The following is a 17,763-nucleotide window of genomic DNA, read 5'->3' as shown; positions in this document are numbered from 1 at the left end:
AAGGCAACCGCGATTGGTAGCGCGGCCATGCCGCCCACTAGTCTGTGCGCGTGAGCCTTCCTGTCGTACTCATCGCTGACAAACTCGCCGAATCGACCGTCGCCGCCCTCGGCGACCAGGTAGAGGTCCGTTGGGTCGACGGACCCGACCGCGAAAAGCTGCTGGCCGCCGTTCCGGACGCCGACGCCCTGCTGGTGCGCTCGGCCACCACGGTGGATGCCGAGGTGCTGGCCGCGGCACCCAAGCTCAAGATCGTCGCCCGTGCCGGCGTCGGCCTGGACAACGTCGACGTCGACGCCGCCACCGCGCGTGGCGTGCTGGTCGTCAACGCCCCGACCTCGAACATCCACAGCGCCGCCGAGCACGCCCTCGCGCTGCTGCTCTCGACGGCCCGCCAGATTCCGGCCGCCGACGCCACGCTGCGCGAACACACCTGGAAGCGCTCCAAGTTCTCGGGCACCGAGATCTTCGGCAAGACCGTCGGCGTCGTGGGCATGGGCCGCATCGGCCAGCTCGTCGCGCAGCGCCTCGCCGCCTTCGGCGCGCACATCGTCGCCTACGACCCCTACGTCTCGCAGGCCCGCGCCGCCCAGCTCGGTATCGAGCTGCTGAGCCTCGATGAACTTTTGGGTCGTGCTGATTTCATCTCGGTGCACCTGCCCAAGACCAAGGAAACCGCCGGCCTGATCAACAAGGACGCGCTGGCCAAGACCAAGCCGGGCGTCATCATCGTCAACGCCGCCCGCGGTGGCCTGATCGACGAGCAGGCCCTGGCCGACGCGATCACCAGTGGCCACGTCCGTGGCGCCGGCCTCGACGTGTTCGCCACCGAGCCCTGCACCGACAGCCCGCTGTTCGAGCTGCCGCAGGTTGTCGTGACCCCGCACCTGGGTGCCTCCACCGAAGAGGCCCAGGACCGCGCCGGCACCGACGTCGCCGCGAGCGTGAAGCTGGCGCTGGCCGGCGAGTTCGTGCCGGACGCCGTCAACGTCGGCGGCGGTGTCGTCGGCGAAGAGGTCGCGCCGTGGCTCGACCTGGTGCGCAAGCTGGGCCTGCTGGTCGGTGCCCTGGCACCGGCGCTCCCGGCCTCGCTGAACGTCGAGGTGCTCGGCGAGCTGGCGTCGGAAGACGTTGAGATTCTGAAGCTTTCGGCGATGCGCGGCCTGTTCTCGGCCGTCATCGAGGACCAGGTGACGTTCGTCAACGCGCCGGCGCTGGCCGCCGAGCGTGGCGTCGAGGCCGTCCTCACCAGCGAGACCGAGAGCCCCAACCACCGCAGCGTCGTCGACGTGCGCGCCGTGGCCGCCGACGGCTCGGTCGTCAACGTGTCGGGCACCTTGAGCGGCCCGCAGCTGGTCGAGAAGATCGTCCAGATCAACGGCCGCAACCTGGACCTGCGCGCCGAGGGCATCAACCTGATCCTCAACTACGGCGACCAGCCGGGCGCACTGGGCAAGATCGGCACCCTGCTCGGTGCGGCTGAGGTCAACATCTTGGCGGCCCAGCTGTCGCAGGACGCCGACGGTTCGGGAGCGACGATCATGCTGCGCCTGGACCGCGAGGTGCCGGCCGACGTGCTCGGCGCGATCGGCGAGGCCGTCGGCGCGACCACGCTGGAACTGGTGGATCTGTCGTGAAGCTCGCCGTCATTGCCGGTGACGGCATCGGCCCCGAGGTCATCGGCGAGGCGCTGAAGGTTCTCGACGTCGTACTGCCGGGCGTCGAGCGCACCGAGTACAACGTCGGCGCCAAGCGCTACCACGAGACCGGCGAGACCTTGCCCGACGGCATGGTCGACGAGCTCAAGACACACGACGCGATCCTGTTGGGCGCCATCGGCGATCCGTCGGTGCCCAGCGGCGTGCTCGAGCGCGGTCTGCTGCTGACCATGCGGTTCGCGCTGGATCACCACGTGAACCTGCGGCCGTCGCGGCTGTTCGCCGGTGTCGACAGCCCGCTGGCCGGCAACCCGGACATCGATTTCGTCGTCGTCCGCGAGGGCACCGAGGGTCCGTACACCGGCACCGGTGGCGCCATCCGCGTCGGCACCCCGCACGAGGTGGCCACCGAGGTGTCCACCAACACGCGCTTCGGTGTGGAGCGGGTCGTCCGCTACGCATTCGAGAAGGCCCGGACGCGGCGTAAGCACCTGACCCTGGTGCACAAGAACAACGTGCTGGCGTTCGCCGGCTCGCTGTGGAAGCGCACGGTCGACGAGGTCGCCACCGAGTACCCGGACGTCGAGACCGCTTACCAGCACATCGATGCCGCGACCATCCACATGGTCACCGATCCGGGCCGCTTCGACGTGATCGTCACCGACAACCTGTTCGGCGACATCATCACCGACCTGGCCGCGGCCGTCTCCGGCGGCATCGGCCTGGCAGCGTCGGGCAACATCGATGCGACGGGCACCAACCCGTCGATGTTCGAGCCGGTGCACGGCAGCGCGCCCGACATCGCGGGTCAGGGTCTCGCCGACCCGACCGCGGCCATCATGAGTGTGGCGCTGCTGCTCACGCACCTCGGTGAGACCGACGCCGCGGCCCGCGTGGACAAGGCTGTCGCCGAGCACCTTTCGACGCGTGGCGACGCCAAACTGTCGACGTCGGAGACCGGCGAGCGGATTCGCAGCTTCCTGTAGTGCCGTGAGCGGCTTCGCCACCCTCACCAGGCAGTGTTGGCTTTTCGCCATCGGCTCGGCATTCTTCGCGCTGGCCACGGCGCCGGGGTTTCCCTCGGTGGCCGGGGCCGGCACGGCGAACGTGCTGTGCTTCATCGGATCGTGGTTCTTCACCACGGCCGCCCTGATGCAGTACCTGCTGGCCCCGCCGGGAAGCCAATGGTGGTCGGCGGCAATCCAATTCATGGGCACCGTGTTGTTCAACGTGAGCACCGGCGCGGCAGTGTGGGCGCACGCCGTGCTCGCCGAGCGCCGCTACGTGTGGGCGCCCGACGCCGCCGGGTCACTGGCCTTCCTGCTCAGTGGGCTGCTGGCCGTCATGGTGGTCGGCCTGTGGTCGCCGAAATCCGTTGCCTGGCAGGCATCGTGGATCAACATGATGGGCTGCGTCGCGTTCCAGGTCTCGGCGCTGGCGGCGTTCGTCCGCAAGACCGGTGTCACGATCGACGAGCGGATGGCCAACTTCGGGACGTTCGTCGGAGCACTGTGCTTCCTGGTGGCCGCGCTGTTGGTGCGGCCTGGGCGGTCAGCCGTGTGACTGGCGCGTTGCCGCCAGGCTGCCGAGTAACTTCAGTCGTTCCGCCGTCGCTGAATTCGGTTCCGCCGTCATGACATAGAGCGTCAGACCCGGATCGGCGGCAAGTTCCAGCCCATCGAAGGTCAGATCGAGCTGGCCGACGTCGGGGTGCTTGAACGCTTTCGGGCCCGACTGGTGTGCGCGGATGATGTGGGCGCCCCAGCGGACCCGGAATTCGTCACTGCGCGTGCTCAATTCGCCGACGAGCTGGGTCAGCCGGTCGTCGTACGGATCACGGGCCGCGGCACTGCGCAGAATCGCGACGGCGTTGTCGGCCTGCTGATTCCAATCGACGAAGAATTCCTGCGCGCGGCCGTCCAAAAACACGAATCGGGCGAGGTTGGCCTGTCCGGGTCCGTCGATGGCGACGCGGTACAACTCCGCGGCGATGACGTTGGCGGCCAGGATGTCGAGGCGGTCATTGCTGACCCAGGCCGGCACTCCGACCATCGCATCCAGGATCAGTTGGACACTCGGCCGAAGCCTGCTGCCGGCCTTGCGCGGGGTCCGCCGCGGCCCTTGGCTGACTTTGATCAGGTTGAACAGGTGCGCGCGCTCGGTCTCGTCGAGTTGCAGGACGGTCGCCACCGAGTTGAGTACCGAGTCGGAGACGCCGGTGAGATTGCCGCGTTCGAGCCGGGTGTAGTAGTCCACGCTGACTCCGGCCAACAGAGCGACCTCTTCGCGGCGCAGGCCGGGGACTCGTCGTTTGGCGCCGTAGTCGGGCAGGCCGGCCTGCTGGGGAGTGATGCGGGCGCGCCGGGACGTGAGGAATTCCCGGATGTCCTTGCGCTGGTCCACGTTCTCGACAGTAGTGGGCTCGGCAGCCGGGAGAGGGGGTTTGCTGGACCCCGGACAACTCGGCCCTGACTGACCGGACCGCGCCCGGCCTACCGTCGTTTCTGACACCACCTCTCGACGGAAGGAACCGCACATGTCCGATGACACCGCAGCTCAGGAAGCGTTCGACGGCTTTGTCGCAATGTGGACCACCGGAACCACCGGCGGACGGCGCGCGCCAGTGCTACGGAGCCCAGATGAGGTCGGGCTCGACTACGAAGACGTGTTCTTCCCGTCGATGGACGGCGTCCCGCTGGAGGGCTGGTTCATCCCGGCCGACTCCGACCGGCTCGTCATCCATAACCACTTTCTCCCCGGAAACCGCTACGGCTACCCCGGGCACCTGCCGGAGTTCGGCGGGCTCGGCGGCTTCGAGGTGAATTTCCTGCCCGAGTACAAGGCGCTGCATGACGCCGGTTACAACGTTCTCGCGTACGACATCCGTAATCACGGCCGCAGTGGCCAGGGCAACGGCGGAATCGCGGGCATCGGTCTGACCGAATATCGCGATGTCATCGGCTCCTTGCGCTACGCCGGCGCTCGGCCGGACACGAAATCGATGAAGAAGGTGCTGCTTTCGGTGTGCCTGGGCGCTGATTCGACGGCGGTGGCCTGGTCGAAGCATCCCGAGGAGTTCGCGGAAATCCAGGCCATGGTGATGCTGCAACCGGTGTCGGGTCGCTACATCGTCGAGGAGTTCGTCAAGGCAGTCGGGATGGCCGACGGCTACGTGAAGTTCGATCAGGCCGTGCACGAACGAACGGGATTCCGGATCGCCGAGCAGTCACCGCTCGAATACGTCAAGGCCGTGACCGTGCCGACGCTCGTCGCCCAGGTCCGCGACGACACGATGACGCGCCCGCAGGATGTGCAGGACATCTACGACGCGATTCCGGTCGCCGACAAGAGCCTGCACTGGATTGAAGGAACCAACAGGCGATTCGACGGCTACAACTACCTCGGTGTCCACCCGGAAGTGGCCATCGACTGGTTCGACAAGTACATCGCCTGACGTCATCTTTGCTGACACCACGGGATCTGTTGGGGCCCAACGCACTGCAGGCCGGCGGGGTGCCGGAAGGGCACCCCGCGTTGGCGTCTTTCGTCGATACATGGTTGGCTGAATATGTGGGGGTATCGCTGAGCCGACGGGATTTCATCGTCGGGTTGGCCGCGACGGGCGTGCTGGCCGGGTGCCAGCCCACCAAGGCGGACGAGCCGACCAACTTTGCCGATCTGGAAGATCGCTATCAGGCGTTAATCGGCGTCTACGCAGTTGATCTGGAGTCTTCGGCGACGGTCGAGCACCGTGCTGACGAGCGGTTCGCGATGTGCTCGACCTTCAAAGCGTATGCGGCGGCCCGCATCTTGCAGATGGCCACGGCGGGCAAGGCGAATCTCGATGCCATGGTGCCCATCACCGCCGGTGACATCGTGGTCAACTCGCCGGTGCTGAGCGAGGCGGTGGGGGCGCGGATGGCGTTGCGAGAGATTTGTGCCGCGGCCCTGAGCCAGAGTGACAACGCGGCAGGCAACATCATGTTGCGGACCATCGGCGGGCCCTCGGCGCTCACGGATTTCGCCCGCTCGATCGGTGATTCGCAGACCCGGCTGGATCGCTGGGAACCGGCCCTCAACGAAGCGGCGCCCGGCGATCTCCGCGACACCACCACGCCGCGGGCGCTGTGCGGCGGGTATCGCGCCATTCTCGCCGGCGACGCGTTGTCCGGTGCGGCTCAGTTCCAACTGCGTCGGTGGATGGAGGAGACCGCGACGTCGACCCGCCGTTTTCGCGCGGGTCTGCCTGAGGGATGGACCAGCGCGGACAAGACCGGCGGCGGCGACTACGGGTCGACCAACGACGCCGGGATGCTCATCGGCCCGAAGCGGGAACGGGTCATGCTGACGGTGCTGGTCCGCACGCGCACCGTGCGGCGGGACGCCGGGCCGTTCAACGAGGCGATCGCGGAGTCGGTGCGATCGGTGCTTGCGCGCCTCGGCCACAGTTAGTGTTGGATCGTGGGGATCCGGAAGCTGGCACTTGCCGTGGTTACGTGCGGGTGCGTGGTCGCGGGCTGTTCGACGACCACGACCGGCACCTCGCGGTTCGGCGGTTCACTGAGCGACCCCGAACCGGACGTCAGCCAGCTGCGGACCGGTAACTACCAGATCAAGCCGAGCACCCCGTTCTTCAGCGCTGGACCCAACCCGCTCACGCAGTCGATCGTCGAATCGACCCGGATGGCCGAATACGTCGTGGGCCCTTGGGAAATCGACGCGTCGGTGACGAAGCCCGGGGCCATCGGGACCGGCACCATGACGTCGGAGTTCGGTGTCGACAACATCCTTGGGGTGTCCAAAGACAATGTGATGCAGGGCATTGCCAGAGCACACGGTCTGGTCGCCGGTTTCGGGTCGTACCGGTCATCAGGGTCCCGGGACTCCGATCTGGAAATCCAGAACGCGGTCCTGATGTTTCCCGATGATGGCCAAGCAGCGGCGGCCGCGGCAGAATTCACCGCACAGTTCGGCCCCGTCGTGGCCACTCCGTTTCCGACATATCCCGTCCAGATCTCGGTCGGTACCGGCACGGTGCCGGCGGTCGGCGTGGATTACGGCACCGGGGCCAGTGGCGTCGCGGCGTACACCGCGCAGGGACGTTTCGTGCTGTACCAATTCGTGAGCGCCAAAGCCACCAAGCTGACCAAGGCACCGCTGCGGGCTCAGTTGCTGACGTCCGACCTGCTCAGCAGGCAGCAGTCGCTCATCAAGAGCTTTGTGCCCACCGATCCCGCGAAACTCGCTGACCTGCCCAAAGATCCGAGCGACGATCAGTTGCTGTCGAAGACCATCACCACTCCCGATCGGCAGCAGGGCGTACTGATCGGGACGTGGCGACCGCGGGCGTGGCTGCATTTCGAAACCGATCCGGTGAGCATGACGACCCAGTTCGAGCGCGCCGGCGTCCAGTGGGTGACACAGCGGTGGGGCCGGGTCTACCAGGCGCCCAATGCGGATTCGGCCGCGCAGCTGCTGGACGCCACCAGCGCTCTGATCATGAAGAATCCGGATGTGCAGATGGCCGGGCCGGTGCCGGGGTTCCCCGGTGCGCGCTGTTTCGAGCACCTCCGCGACTATGCGCAACCGGACGCGACGGTGACATGGCGCATCCTGGGGTGGCACTACAGCTGCCTCGCCCGCACCGACAGATTTGTGTTCCAGGTCTTCGCCGACGATGAAACCGCTGTGGACCAACAGATTTCGGCGCAGTACCGGGTGCTGTCCGGGAAGTAGCCGGCCGCGCCGATGAGTTTCACCGAGTCCGCTGGTCTACCTCATTGACACACACCACCGACTCACCAGGAGCTGGAAATGGGCCAGATTCACCTCGCGTTGTTCGCCACTCTCGACCTCGTCGGGCAGGCGCCCGGCGGTCCCGGAGAAGACCCCGACGGGGGTTTTCCATTCGAAGGCTGGCAGGCACCGCTGATCGACGAGGTGTCGGGGGAGCAGGTCGGCGCCGCGTACGAAGGCACCGACGCGCTGCTGCTCGGCCGGCGGACGTACGACATCTTCGCGGGCTACTGGCCGCACCAGGACGACGAATTCGCGGCCATGTTCAATCGCATCCCCAAGTACGTCGCCTCCCGCGGCGAGCCCGATCTGTCGTGGTCCGGCTCGACGCAGATCGGCACGGATCTGGTCAGCGAAGTGCGGGAAATCCGTGATCGCCACGAGCACGTGAAAGTGGTCGGGAGTTTGAACTTCGTGCAGACCCTGTTGCGCGAAAAACTATTTGATCGCATCGACCTCTGGGTGCATCCTATTGTCCTGGGGTAGGCAAGAGGGTATTCGATGGCGGTCCGGTGCCGTCGAACCTAACGCTGCTCAAGCCGCCGGTATCGAGCCCGGCCGGCATCGTGTACCTGCAGTACGGATTGGCCGAGGGCGTACCGGCGACGGGGGACATGAGCGAACCGGATCGGGGGGACGTTTGATTGGTACGGACTGGACCCGCGGCGTACTCGCCGGAGCGGTCTCAGGGGGAGTCGGCTGGGGTCTGTTGGCGGTCGGGGCCATGGGCCCCGGTGATGATCCGCACCTCGACCGGGTAGCTGGAACGAATTTGACTGCAGCGGTGAGTGTTTCGCTGATATGTCGACTGATTGCAGCACTGTTGTTGCGCGCGCGGGTACTCAGCAGCGTCGCTGTGGCGCTGGTGGTCGCACCCGTGAGCGTTTGGTGCATTGTCGGTCTGCTGTACCTGCAGGCCGTTGCCACGGTGACGGTGTGTCGCTGACCAGAGGAGGTGCGCATGTCCTTCGAGCATGAGAGCACGCTCGACCCGCGGATCGAGCGCGAGGTTGATCCGCGATATCTGTTCGGCGGCTACGCGCTCGGCCTGGTCGTGATGTCCCCGGCGCCGCTGTTGTACTACTGGCTGTTCGCGCCGGCGGGCGCGTTGCTGGTCGCCGCGGCCGCGGTTCTGGTCGCGACGGTGCGGCCGCGGTTTGACGACGTGGCATGTGGCGCATTCTTTGCCGCCCTGTTCGGCCTGGTTGCGGTGCTCGTGCTGTTCTTCGTCGGCGCGCAGGGCTGATCGCCACCGACCGTCTGGCCTGCTGAAAAATACGTTGCCGGCCAAGCCTTTTCCGCTCATCATGGTTCGGGCCGAGAAACGAACGCTCGGCCGGTGCCATCAGGAGCGAGGTGAAATCATGAAGTTGGCAGAAGCTTTGTCGTTGCGTGCGAACGCAGTTCGCCGTATCGAGCAGTTGCGCGTGCGCGTCGTGGGTAACGCACGGTTCCAGGAGGGCGAAGTGCCTGCCGAGGACGCCGCGGCGCTACTCGTCGAGATCGACGGCGCGCTGGACGAATACGAATCCCTGATCCGGCGGATCAACCTGACCAACGCGGCCAACTCGGTCGGGGCGGACGGCACGCTGACCGACGCCCTCGGGCGGCGCGACGCGCTGCGCTTGCGGTACCACGTCCTGACCACGGCCGCGGATGCAGCCGCGGGTGCGGGCGCGGGCCAGTACGGCTACTCGCGGCAGCTGCGTTCGGAGCTGAAGATGTTGTCCGCCTTGTCCGTTGGCGATCTGCGGGCGCGGGCCGACCAGGTGGCGCAGGAGTTGCGCGAGCTCGACGTCCGGATCCAGAAGGCGAACTGGGAGATCGAGCTGCTGGACTGACAGCAGCATGGTGTAGCAGGTAGTTGTCGCGGAGGCGTGCACAAAACCGCAAACGGCTCCAACCGTTCAGGCGCACGGAGGGCAGTGCAACGGGTTCGATTCCCACGCGCACACCGCAGCCCAGCAATGCGCACAGGTGACAGAGCACGAGGCACAACGCATCACCACGTGCAGATCTACGACAACGAGGGTGGGTGCGGGGTTACACCGCGATTTCAGTGCCAGGTTCTGGTCGGGCCGCGCCCGTTCGCCAAAGACAGGTCAGGCGCCGGCCAGCACTTCCGCGTTTACCCCGAGGGCGTCGTAGGTTGCCTTGGCTCTGGCATCGCGAGTGACCAGGACTGCACCGTGCTCACGAGCGGCCAACGCGACCAAGCCGTCATAGGTGGCGCCGCCCGCGACGCCACAACGGGCGAATTCGTGATGGGCACCGCGTCCCGTGTCGGCACCCAGTTGAAGGGGCTCCGGGAAGTTGTCGTCGATCAACGCCACCGCGTCGGCAGGGTCGACACGAGCATCGCCGGGCAGACGCGTCAGAACCGAGTATGTCTCGGCCAGCGCATGCCCGCTGAGCCCAAGACGTCGGCCCATTGCCCATTGCGAGACCGCGACGTGCTGCGGATGCGAGGACACAAGCAAGGGCACCGCGACGCTGGTATCGATTGCCGTGACCTGCTGCGACGTCAGCGTCGCCCCGAATCGATGAGCGCGAACATCATTTCATCGGTGACGACTGTGTCTGCGTTGGCGACGAGGCGTCCGTCCTTGTTTCGCACGAGGCGCGCGGAGCGGCCGCCGGGGACAATCTGCAGTCCAGGGCCATATGCCGAAATATCGACCGTCGAACCGGGCGTCAGTCCCAACGCGTCGCGGAGTTGCTTGGGCACCAAGATGCGGCCGCCCGAGTCGATTACCGCTTCCATGGGACTATGGTACCAGTGAAATCCCATTTTTGAGTTTGCGCTGTGCAGAAGCGCTCGACACTGTGGAGAGCCTTGTCAGCCCTTCCGGCTAGTCTCGCAGCGTGGCGATAACGTCCGCGGTCCTGCGCTTCCGGCGTCTACAGCAGGAGGCGCCGGAATGGTCGCTGCTGAGGGCCCGAAACGCCGGGCTCATCATCGCCGTGGTCCAGGACTACTTTCCGCCGGAACGTCGTATACGCCCGGCGGCCGAGGTGGTAGCCGAACTCGATCATGATCTCGAACTCCTCCGCGAGACCGGAGCTGAATTCGAATCGACGGCAACAGGATACGTCGCCGCATGGGTGCACGACGGCTACTTGGTCCGGCGTCCCGGCCAGACGCGGGGGACCGAAACGTTGGTGCCATCGGCGGCAGCATTGAACGCTGCCGCAGTGGTGAACGGAATCGATGCGCCGCAGCGCGCCGCGTCGGCGTCACGGCTGGGGTCGATTGCCGCTAACCTCATTGCACTGCAACGTGATTCAGACCCGGTTTCGGCATCGCGGCTGGCACTGCTGCAGTCCGAACGCAAGGCCGTCGAGCAGCGCATTGAAGAAGTCGAACGCGGCGAGTTCGCTGTGCTCGACGCGGAGACGGCAAAGGAGCGGGTCGCCGAGACGCTCGGCCTGGCGCAGGAGATACCCGTGGATTTCGCCCGGGTGCGGTCGACCATCGAAGAATTGAGCCGGGACCTCCGGGCCAAAATCCTTGACGACACCGCTGAGGGCGGTGCGACGTTGAGCAACGTTTTTCGCGGGGTTGATCTGTTGGCGGACTCAGAAGCCGGACGTTCCGTGAACGGCTTCTACGACGTGATCCTCGATGCCGAACAGTCGACCCGTCTTCAGGAAGCGATCACCGCCATCCTGTCACGGGACTTCGCAGCCGAGTTGACCCCTCAGACGCGTACGGACCTGAGCACTCTCCTCACCCGGCTGGAGAACGAAGCAGCCACGGTACGCCAGACCATGATCCTGCTATCGCGATCGCTGCGACATTTCGTGCTCTCGCGCCAATACGAAGAACATCGGCGGCTCCGCCAACTGATTCAGCGCTGCCAGTCGCTGGCTGTGCGAGTGAGTGCACAGCACCGACCCGAGAAGTCAATGAACTTGGAACTCACCAGAATTGGCATGCAGGTTCGTTCGATCGCCGCCCTCAAGCTGCACAACCCGGGCGAAGGCCGGGTGCCTACGGAGTTCGATCGGCATGACACCGACGAGGTCGACTTCGCCGAACTCGCTGCGCAGGCACATGAATCCGACATCGATTTCGAGGAACTCCGCAGCAACATCGTCGCCAGCCTCAGCCGGTCGGCTGGACCGGTCACCGCAGGGCAGGTCCTGGCCGAGTTCCCTGCCACCCAGGGCCTCGCCAGCATCGTCGGCCTGATGGTTCTCGGCGCTGAGCACGGTGCCGTCTCCGCCGACACCAGCGAACGGGTCGCCATGGACCGACGCACCGTTGTGCTTCCGACCATCACCTTCAGCCCCGATGCATTCGAGGATCACCGGTGAATCCCGAAGAGACCTTTCCGTTCGAGGCAAAGCGTGCGCTGGTCCAACTGCTCCGCGGTCCGGTGGTGACGCATGATGCGCATCGACAGCAATGGTCGGCAATTCTCGCCCACCGCAGCGAAATCGAACGCCGACTGGCCGACGTGTTCCTCGACCTCGTCCTCGACGAGGACGACGGCATCGCGTTCACCCGGCCGCAGCCCGCACCCGATGACCCCAAATTCGCTCCACCGCAGGTACTTCGGACAGAGACGCTGACCTTCATGGACACGCTGGTGGTACTCGCGTTGCGCTACCAGTTGCTCGTGGCACCGCCTGGACAACGGGTGATCGTCGATTACGACGACATCGCCGCCGACATGGAGCCCTACCGCGGGCGCTACACCACCGATGCGGGCGGCTTCCGGAAGCGGATCAACGCGTCATGGGAAAAGATGAAGAAGTACTCGCTGATCGCCGCCGCTGACACCGCGGGCCGGTTCGAAGTATCGCCCGTGCTCCGTCAGTTGTTCGACGCGGACGAGGTTGCCCTGGTCGAGGCGGAGTACCAGCGGCTCTTGGACGCCGGTAGCGACCAGGACTCCGATACCGAGGCCGACGATGAGTGAGGACGTGTTCCGGCATGGTCAGCACCGCCTGGCACGTGTTCAGCTGTTCAATTGGGGCACCTATGACGGCTATCACGACCTGTCCGTGGCGCGCCGGGGCTTCCTGATCACCGGTCCCTCGGGCTCGGGTAAGTCCACGTTGTTGGACGCGATCTCCACGGTGTTGGTGCCCCCGACGAAGCTCAGTTTCAATGCGGCCGCGCAGGGCCGCGGCCGCACCGTGGCCTCCTATATCCGAGGTGCGTATGCGCGCGGATCCGACACGGACACCCGCGAATTGCGGTCGCGCTACCTGCGGGAAGGTGCGACCTGGAGCGCCGTCGGGTTGACGATGGCCACTGCCGATCCTGATGGGGATACCGTCACCACCTTGGTCGCGCTGTTCCACCTCAAACGCGGCAGCAATGATCTTGGCGAATCGGGCCGCGCGTTCCTGCTTTTCGACCACGACCTGGACATCACCGAACTCAGACACGTGGTGTCTGACGGCATCGACGTCCGCGGGTTGAAGAAGCGCTGGCCCGATGTTCTCTACAACAAGAGCTACCCCCAGTTTGGTCAGCGGCTCCGTGCCCGGTTGGGAATCGCCGACGAGAACGCGCAACTGTTGCTGCACCGGGCGATGTCTGCCAAAGGGCTCGACAGCCTCGACCGGCTGTTCCGCGACTACATGCTCGACGAACCCGACACTTTTGCCGAAGCTCGTCGCGCCGTCGAGTTCTTCGCCGACCTCGACGAGGCGCATCGCAGGGTCGTGCAGACGCGTGAGCAGATCGCCGCACTGACACCGCTGGAGGAGTGGACCGAAACGCGGGACCGAGAGGCGCAACGGACTCAGGAACTCGGGGAGGAGCAGACAGCGCTCGACGGCCTCGCCGCGCGCTTCGAGCTGCACCTGGCGCAGGGTTGGCACGCCGACGCTGAGGCCGCGCTCGCTGACGCCGTCACGCGTGACGAACACGCGAGTGCGGCCCGTCATCGTGCTGCCACCGCGCTGAAGGACGCCGAGCGTGCGCGTGACGGAAATCAGTCCCTGCGTGAGCTCACCGATGCCCTGGATAGCGCCGACGAAGCGGTCCGTCGGGTGGTCACGCAGCGCGCCCGATTAGGTGTGGCTTTGCGGTCCTGGGACACGACCGTTCCCGATACCGCCGAAGGCTTCGCCACCATGTGCTCGCAGATCGCAAGGGAGGCAGCTGAACTAGAGGCTGGAGCCGGTGCGCACGACGCCGCCCACAGCGCCCTGATCCTCGCTGCCGCGCGCGCCGACGAACAGGTTACCGACCTCAAACAGCAGATCTCTTCGCTCGCCGGGCAGAAGTCGAACCTGGACCACAAGCTGCTGGCGGCTCGTGAGCTGGTCATGCGCGCGACCGGGCTGCCGGCGCGATCGTTGCCGTTCGCCGGCGAGTTGATCGACGTCATCGATGCGAATTGGGCGGGCGCCGCCGAGCGGGTGCTCGGCGGGCTGGGCCGCACAATGCTGGTCGCCGACGAGCACGCCGCTGATGTCGCCGCTGCCGTCGATGCTGCCCATCTGGGTACGCGGCTGGTGTGGCGGCGCGTGGATGTGCATCGCACACACCGGATTTCGGCTGTCGATGCCGATTCGATCGTGAATGTGCTCCAGATCGCCGAGGGGCCATGGCAGCACTGGCTGCATTTCGAACTCGTATCCCGATTCGACTACCGCCGTGTTGCCGACGCGCGAGAACTGGGCCGGCACCACCGCGCCGTGACCCGCGCCGGACAGACCCGCGACGGCGACCGGCATATCAAGGACGACCGGTCGGCGATCGACGACCGACGGCACTACGTGCTCGGCACCAGCAATGACAGCAAGCTCCAGGCCCTGCGCGACGCCCTGCGCAAGGCTGAATCCGATGCCGGCTCCGCACACCGTCGCGCGCGTGCCGCCCGTGCCGAATCCGAACAGCGTCGGGACCGGGTCCAGTCAGCTCCAGGGATCGTCGCTGTCGAATGGGACGAGCTCGACCTGTTGGCCGCGGAAGCTCACCGTCTCGATGTGGGTGAACGTCTTGCGGCGCTACGGGGTGACGCTGAGATCGACCGCCTGGAAGCTGCCGTGGTGGCGGCGCGAGGCGAGGCGACTCGAGCTGAAAAGGCGTACGACGACGCGCACGAGGCGTTGTACTCAGCGCGCCAGCACGCACAGAATGTCGCATCCCGCATCGACGACCTTCAACGCACAGCGGCGGCCAGCGACGAGCCGTCTCCCGAACTGACCGAGCGCTATCGCGCCCGTTTCGACGATGGCAAGCGTGCACCGCTGCGACTCAACGGCTTTCCCGCTGCCGAACGGGCTGTGGCGAACCAGATTCGGGGCGAATACTCGGCAGCCGAGAAGAAGCTGCTGCAGGCGCAACACGCTATCGAGACTGTGCTGCAGCAGTACCTCAACCGCTGGCCACACCCCGAACTCGCTGCAGAGCACGGATACGCCGACGATGCCGTGGCATTCCTGCGCCGGCTGCGCGCTGATGACCTGCCCAGCGTGGAAAATCGATTCTTCGATCTCAATGATCGGCAGTCGAATCAGAACCTCGGCACGCTCGCGCTCCGAATCCGGCGCGCGCCCGGCGAGATCCGTCGCCGGATCGATGAGGTCAATTCGTCACTGGCACACTCGGAATTCGACCGTGGCCGGTTCCTGAAGATCGACGTCCGCGACTCCCTGCATCCGGACGTGACGGAGTTTCTCGCGGCTATCGCACGCGTGCAGGAGGGGTCGTTGCTTGCTGACGATCGACAGGCTCAGGAGCAACGATTCGAGCGGATGCGGGAACTGCTCGGGCGGCTCGGATCGTCCGATCCTGGTGATGTGGTGTGGCGCAATCGGTGTTTGGACACGCGGCGCCACGTCACGTTCGTCGGTATCGAGATGGATGCCGAGGGCACGGCGGTCAACCACCACGATTCTTCGGACGCGCTGTCCGGTGGGCAGGCGCAGAAGTTGGTGTTCTTCTGTCTGGCCGCGGCCCTTCGGTACCAGCTCGTCGGGTCGGATGCCGACGTGCCCAAGTACGGCACGGTGGTCCTCGACGAGGCATTCGACCGGTCGGATCCTGAATACACCCGCCGTGCGGCAGATGTGTTCGATCAGTTCGGTTTTCACCTTGTGCTCGCCACACCACTGAAGATGATCAAGACACTGCAGGACTACGTCGGCGGGGTAGCCACTGTGTCGATCCGAGATTCGAAGGCATCCCGGTTGGGGGTCGCATCCATCGGTGAGGCGGCTGATGGCTGAGCCACAAAAACTCGTGCTGCCCAAGGACGTCGTGGCGCGGGCACGACGGACGGTGGACCGCCATCTCAAATCGTGGTTGTTCGGTGCTTCCGTCGATGCGTTGACAATAAGACTGGGTAGCCCGAGCGAGGCGGCCGTCGCGGCCCAGCGTGCGGTCGTCGAGAACTGGGTCCATGCCTGGCAAGACTCGCGCCTCGATGTCCGCTGGGAGGAGCGGCGGTGGCCCAGCCTTGGTAGGCAACTGCTACCGGTCGTGGTGACCATCGAGGGTGCGGATGCGATTGTCGCGGCTGCAGGTGAGACCCGACGCTGGCAGTCTCTGCAACAGCGCCGCGCGCAGCTCCAGGCGCTCGATGATGGGCCGCAATGGTCGGCGGTCCTGGTCGAGACGTTCCGGTACTGGAATTCCTTGGCCGACAACGACTTCGACCGGCTCCTGGCTACGGTTCGCTGGTTACGTCAGAATCCGGACTCCGGCCTGCTGATCCGTCAGCTTCCGATTCCCGGTGTCGACACCAAATGGCTGGGTACACACCGCACTGCGGTGACGGCGCTAGCGGTGCCGCTCGGTGTGCCTGAGCATCTGGGACTGCGGGAGCGTGAACTACTGCGGGCGGTTGTCATTGCTGACCCCGCACTGCGGCGAGGTCTTCCACGTATCTTTGCCGCCCCGGATGGTGAGCTGGCGGGGCTTGATTTTGCGGCATCGCAGGTCCTGGTTGTCGAGAACTTGCAGACCCTCGAAGCGCTGCCTGACGTGCCCGGCACGATCGCGGTGTTCGGCTGGGGCGACCATGCCACCGCGGTGGCCGGATTCCCGTGGGTTCGGAATGCGCCGCGTGTCGTGTATTGGGGCGATCTGGACACGGACGGGTTCGACATACTGGCCCGTTTTCGCGCTCAATGTCCTTGCGAGAGCCTGCTGATGGATCAAGCCAGCGTGGAGAGGTGGCGCAGTCTGGTTGTGCCACACCGCGCGAGCGGCTCGGTAGATACGGCGTGGCTGACCGAGAGGGAGCGCGCAGCACTCGATTTGTTGAGTCGCGATGGCATTCGCCTGGAGCAGGAGCGCATTCCGATTGGCGCCGCGGTGGAGTTGTTGATGGCGGCTGGGTCAGTCCGGCCGCGGTGAGGTATCCAGCTGTAGTGATGTATGCCGCGCAATTGCGTCGAAGTCGCCGTCGGAGTGCAGGATTGGAATCTGTTCGCGTATGGCGTGCGCGGCGATGAGGCAGTCGATCAGCCTGCGTACGGTTTCACCGCGACGCCGACAGACGCGGTAAATGGTTGCGGCGTCTTCATAGTCAGTGGGGGATGTCGGTAGAGTTTGTGCGCGTGCCAACAGGCCACGAAGATCCTTGAGGTGGCGGTCGTTTCGGGCCCCGGCGAGGATTTCCATCTGGACGGGAGCGCAGATCGCGATCGGCTCGGCGAGTAGCTCGTCGACTCGCACGCACACACCGCTCCCGGTGTTCCTTAGAAACTCGATCCAGGCTGACGTGTCAACGAGGATCATCGGACGCGGTCGCTGCGCAATTCATCGAGATCGGCGTCCCATCCGGACCCGCGGAGTTCTCGGGCCGCTTTGAGGTCCAATGCTTCCTGGGCGAGATTGCGCAACGCGAAGTTCACCGCGTCTCGCTTGCTGGTCAAATGGAACCTTCGCATGACGACCTCGCACGCATGGTCGTCGATGTCGATGTTTGTGCGGGTCATACACCAAAGATACACCAACGGTTGTGTACCTGCGCTCGAATCCTTCACTGTTCGCTGAACGATGGGAAGCAGGTTGGTGTCAACCGGTTTCGTCGGCCGATCTGCAGCTCCGTGGCAAGGCCACTGTCGAGGACTGGCTGAGGAGATCGACCAGCCGCGTCTTGGTTGTCCGTCGTAGGGATGCCGAGGACCTCGCGCTAACCACCGCGTCACGGGCTGCACAGGCACGGGAGGCCTCGTCGGTCACGTCGCGGTTGTTCGTTGCATTGATGCAGCGCGCCCCCAGGTTCGCGAGCTTGTCACCGACGTCGTGCCAGACGTTTTCCCGTGGGTGGAGTTTCTGTCTCGCGACGAGCTTCGCCAGTTCGCCGTCGAATTGGTCTCGACAATGAGG

General features: G+C 65.5%; 18 protein-coding genes and 1 pseudogene. 14 read left to right on the top strand and 5 right to left on the bottom strand.

Annotation, left to right across the window (positions count from 1 at the left end; all coding sequences use genetic code 11):
- Window positions 1-50: 50 nt before the first annotated feature.
- From serA to G6N46_RS07690, 3 genes are read left to right on the top strand one after another with little or no spacing between them, the layout of a single operon-like run.
- Window positions 51-1,637, top strand: coding sequence for a phosphoglycerate dehydrogenase (gene serA / locus G6N46_RS07700; RefSeq protein WP_064860480.1), 1,587 nt, complete (start codon window positions 51-53; stop codon window positions 1,635-1,637).
- Window positions 1,634-2,644, top strand: a complete 1,011-nt coding sequence (locus G6N46_RS07695) for a 3-isopropylmalate dehydrogenase (RefSeq protein ID WP_138248762.1) — start codon at window positions 1,634-1,636, stop codon at window positions 2,642-2,644. Before serA ends, G6N46_RS07695 begins: the two co-directional genes overlap by 4 nt.
- 4 nt (window positions 2,645-2,648) lie before the next feature.
- Window positions 2,649-3,221, top strand: coding sequence for a hypothetical protein (locus G6N46_RS07690; protein WP_138248763.1), 573 nt, complete (start codon window positions 2,649-2,651; stop codon window positions 3,219-3,221).
- Here the strand turns inward: G6N46_RS07690 and G6N46_RS07685 are convergent.
- Window positions 3,210-4,061, bottom strand: a complete 852-nt coding sequence (locus G6N46_RS07685; RefSeq protein ID WP_138248764.1) for a helix-turn-helix transcriptional regulator — start codon at window positions 4,059-4,061, stop codon at window positions 3,210-3,212. The two genes, G6N46_RS07690 and G6N46_RS07685, sit on opposite strands and share 12 nt — an antisense overlap.
- Window positions 4,062-4,194: 133 nt before the next feature.
- Here G6N46_RS07685 and G6N46_RS07680 point away from each other — a divergent pair, with 133 nt between their 5' ends.
- The 7 genes and pseudogenes from G6N46_RS07680 to G6N46_RS07650 all read left to right on the top strand — a co-directional run bounded on the left by G6N46_RS07680 (window position 4,195) and on the right by G6N46_RS07650 (window position 9,295).
- On the top strand, window positions 4,195-5,112 hold the full coding sequence (locus G6N46_RS07680) for an alpha/beta hydrolase family protein (protein WP_138248765.1): 918 nt from the start codon (window positions 4,195-4,197) through the stop codon (window positions 5,110-5,112).
- A 116-nt stretch (window positions 5,113-5,228) separates the two neighbouring features.
- Window positions 5,229-6,110, top strand: coding sequence for a class A beta-lactamase (gene bla / locus G6N46_RS07675; RefSeq protein WP_061001021.1), 882 nt, complete (start codon window positions 5,229-5,231; stop codon window positions 6,108-6,110).
- A gap of 9 nt (window positions 6,111-6,119) precedes the next feature.
- On the top strand, window positions 6,120-7,394 hold the full coding sequence (locus G6N46_RS07670; protein WP_133428395.1) for a DUF7373 family lipoprotein: 1,275 nt from the start codon (window positions 6,120-6,122) through the stop codon (window positions 7,392-7,394).
- Window positions 7,395-7,472: 78 nt separating this feature from the next.
- Window positions 7,473-8,098 (top strand): annotated as a pseudogene (locus G6N46_RS07665) (dihydrofolate reductase family protein).
- 80 nt (window positions 8,099-8,178) lie between these two features.
- A complete protein-coding gene (locus G6N46_RS07660; RefSeq protein WP_138248766.1) occupies window positions 8,179-8,400 on the top strand; it encodes a hypothetical protein in 222 nt (73 codons plus the stop codon).
- Between the two features lie 15 nt (window positions 8,401-8,415).
- Window positions 8,416-8,700 (top strand): hypothetical protein, encoded by a 285-nt coding sequence (locus G6N46_RS07655; protein WP_061001018.1) that lies wholly within the window; start codon window positions 8,416-8,418, stop codon window positions 8,698-8,700.
- Window positions 8,701-8,818: 118 nt separating this feature from the next.
- Window positions 8,819-9,295, top strand: coding sequence for a DIP1984 family protein (locus tag G6N46_RS07650; protein ID WP_064860476.1), 477 nt, complete (start codon window positions 8,819-8,821; stop codon window positions 9,293-9,295).
- 261 nt (window positions 9,296-9,556) lie between these two features.
- Here the strand turns inward: G6N46_RS07650 and G6N46_RS07645 are convergent, their stop codons facing one another.
- Together G6N46_RS07645 and G6N46_RS07640 are read right to left on the bottom strand one after the other, a co-directional pair.
- Window positions 9,557-9,982 (bottom strand): type II toxin-antitoxin system VapC family toxin, encoded by a 426-nt coding sequence (locus tag G6N46_RS07645; RefSeq protein ID WP_061001017.1) that lies wholly within the window; start codon window positions 9,980-9,982, stop codon window positions 9,557-9,559.
- Window positions 9,979-10,218: an AbrB/MazE/SpoVT family DNA-binding domain-containing protein gene (locus G6N46_RS07640; protein ID WP_061001016.1), complete on the bottom strand. Its 240-nt coding sequence runs from the start codon at window positions 10,216-10,218 to the stop codon at window positions 9,979-9,981. Before G6N46_RS07640 ends, G6N46_RS07645 begins: the two co-directional genes overlap by 4 nt.
- Window positions 10,219-10,319: 101 nt before the next feature.
- Between G6N46_RS07640 and G6N46_RS07635 the strand changes: the two genes are divergently transcribed.
- From G6N46_RS07635 to G6N46_RS07620, 4 genes are read left to right on the top strand one after another with little or no spacing between them, the layout of a single operon-like run.
- Window positions 10,320-11,774 carry a DUF3375 domain-containing protein gene (locus G6N46_RS07635; RefSeq protein ID WP_061001015.1) on the top strand — a complete coding sequence of 485 codons (1,455 nt, stop codon included), beginning with the start codon at window positions 10,320-10,322 and terminating at the stop codon, window positions 11,772-11,774.
- Window positions 11,771-12,382: a DUF4194 domain-containing protein gene (locus G6N46_RS07630; protein ID WP_234785328.1), complete on the top strand. Its 612-nt coding sequence runs from the start codon at window positions 11,771-11,773 to the stop codon at window positions 12,380-12,382. Before G6N46_RS07635 ends, G6N46_RS07630 begins: the two co-directional genes overlap by 4 nt.
- Window positions 12,375-15,653, top strand: a complete 3,279-nt coding sequence (locus G6N46_RS07625; protein WP_061001013.1) for an ATP-binding protein — start codon at window positions 12,375-12,377, stop codon at window positions 15,651-15,653. The genes G6N46_RS07630 and G6N46_RS07625 overlap by 8 nt, the downstream gene beginning before the upstream one ends.
- Window positions 15,646-16,785 (top strand): DUF3322 domain-containing protein, encoded by a 1,140-nt coding sequence (locus G6N46_RS07620; RefSeq protein WP_138248767.1) that lies wholly within the window; start codon window positions 15,646-15,648, stop codon window positions 16,783-16,785. Before G6N46_RS07625 ends, G6N46_RS07620 begins: the two co-directional genes overlap by 8 nt.
- Here the strand turns inward: G6N46_RS07620 and vapC are convergent.
- Together vapC and G6N46_RS07610 are read right to left on the bottom strand one after the other, a co-directional pair.
- Entirely contained in the window at window positions 16,768-17,169 is a 402-nt protein-coding gene (gene vapC / locus G6N46_RS07615) for a type II toxin-antitoxin system VapC family toxin (protein ID WP_133425924.1), read from the bottom strand. The two genes, G6N46_RS07620 and vapC, sit on opposite strands and share 18 nt — an antisense overlap.
- The gene (locus G6N46_RS07610; RefSeq protein ID WP_133425925.1) at window positions 17,166-17,369 is read right to left on the bottom strand and encodes a type II toxin-antitoxin system VapB family antitoxin; all 204 of its coding nucleotides are present in this window, start codon (window positions 17,367-17,369) and stop codon (window positions 17,166-17,168) included. Before G6N46_RS07610 ends, vapC begins: the two co-directional genes overlap by 4 nt.
- Window positions 17,370-17,763 lie beyond the last annotated feature (394 nt).

It is taken from the genome of Mycolicibacterium phocaicum (genome assembly GCF_010731115.1).
In the GTDB taxonomy this organism is placed as follows: Bacteria; Actinomycetota; Actinomycetes; order Mycobacteriales; family Mycobacteriaceae; genus Mycobacterium; species Mycobacterium phocaicum.
The sequence above is the reverse complement of the archived record's forward strand: the minus strand, read 5'-3'. Positions and strand labels throughout refer to the sequence as shown.

What these genes read in the sequence shown, in the direction of transcription:
- G6N46_RS07680 (WP_138248765.1), top strand. Translation starts at nt 4,195, where the DNA reads ATGTCCGATGACACCGCAGCTCAGGAAGCGTTCGACGGCTTTGTCGCA.
- G6N46_RS07660 (WP_138248766.1), top strand. Translation starts at nt 8,179, where the DNA reads ATGGGCCCCGGTGATGATCCGCACCTCGACCGGGTAGCTGGAACGAAT.
- G6N46_RS07655 (WP_061001018.1), top strand. Translation starts at nt 8,416, where the DNA reads ATGTCCTTCGAGCATGAGAGCACGCTCGACCCGCGGATCGAGCGCGAG.
- G6N46_RS07650 (WP_064860476.1), top strand. Translation starts at nt 8,819, where the DNA reads ATGAAGTTGGCAGAAGCTTTGTCGTTGCGTGCGAACGCAGTTCGCCGT.
- G6N46_RS07640 (WP_061001016.1), bottom strand. Translation starts at nt 10,218, where the DNA reads ATGGAAGCGGTAATCGACTCGGGCGGCCGCATCTTGGTGCCCAAGCAA.
- G6N46_RS07625 (WP_061001013.1), top strand. Translation starts at nt 12,375, where the DNA reads ATGAGTGAGGACGTGTTCCGGCATGGTCAGCACCGCCTGGCACGTGTT.
- G6N46_RS07620 (WP_138248767.1), top strand. Translation starts at nt 15,646, where the DNA reads ATGGCTGAGCCACAAAAACTCGTGCTGCCCAAGGACGTCGTGGCGCGG.
- vapC (WP_133425924.1), bottom strand. Translation starts at nt 17,169, where the DNA reads ATGATCCTCGTTGACACGTCAGCCTGGATCGAGTTTCTAAGGAACACC.
- G6N46_RS07610 (WP_133425925.1), bottom strand. Translation starts at nt 17,369, where the DNA reads ATGACCCGCACAAACATCGACATCGACGACCATGCGTGCGAGGTCGTC.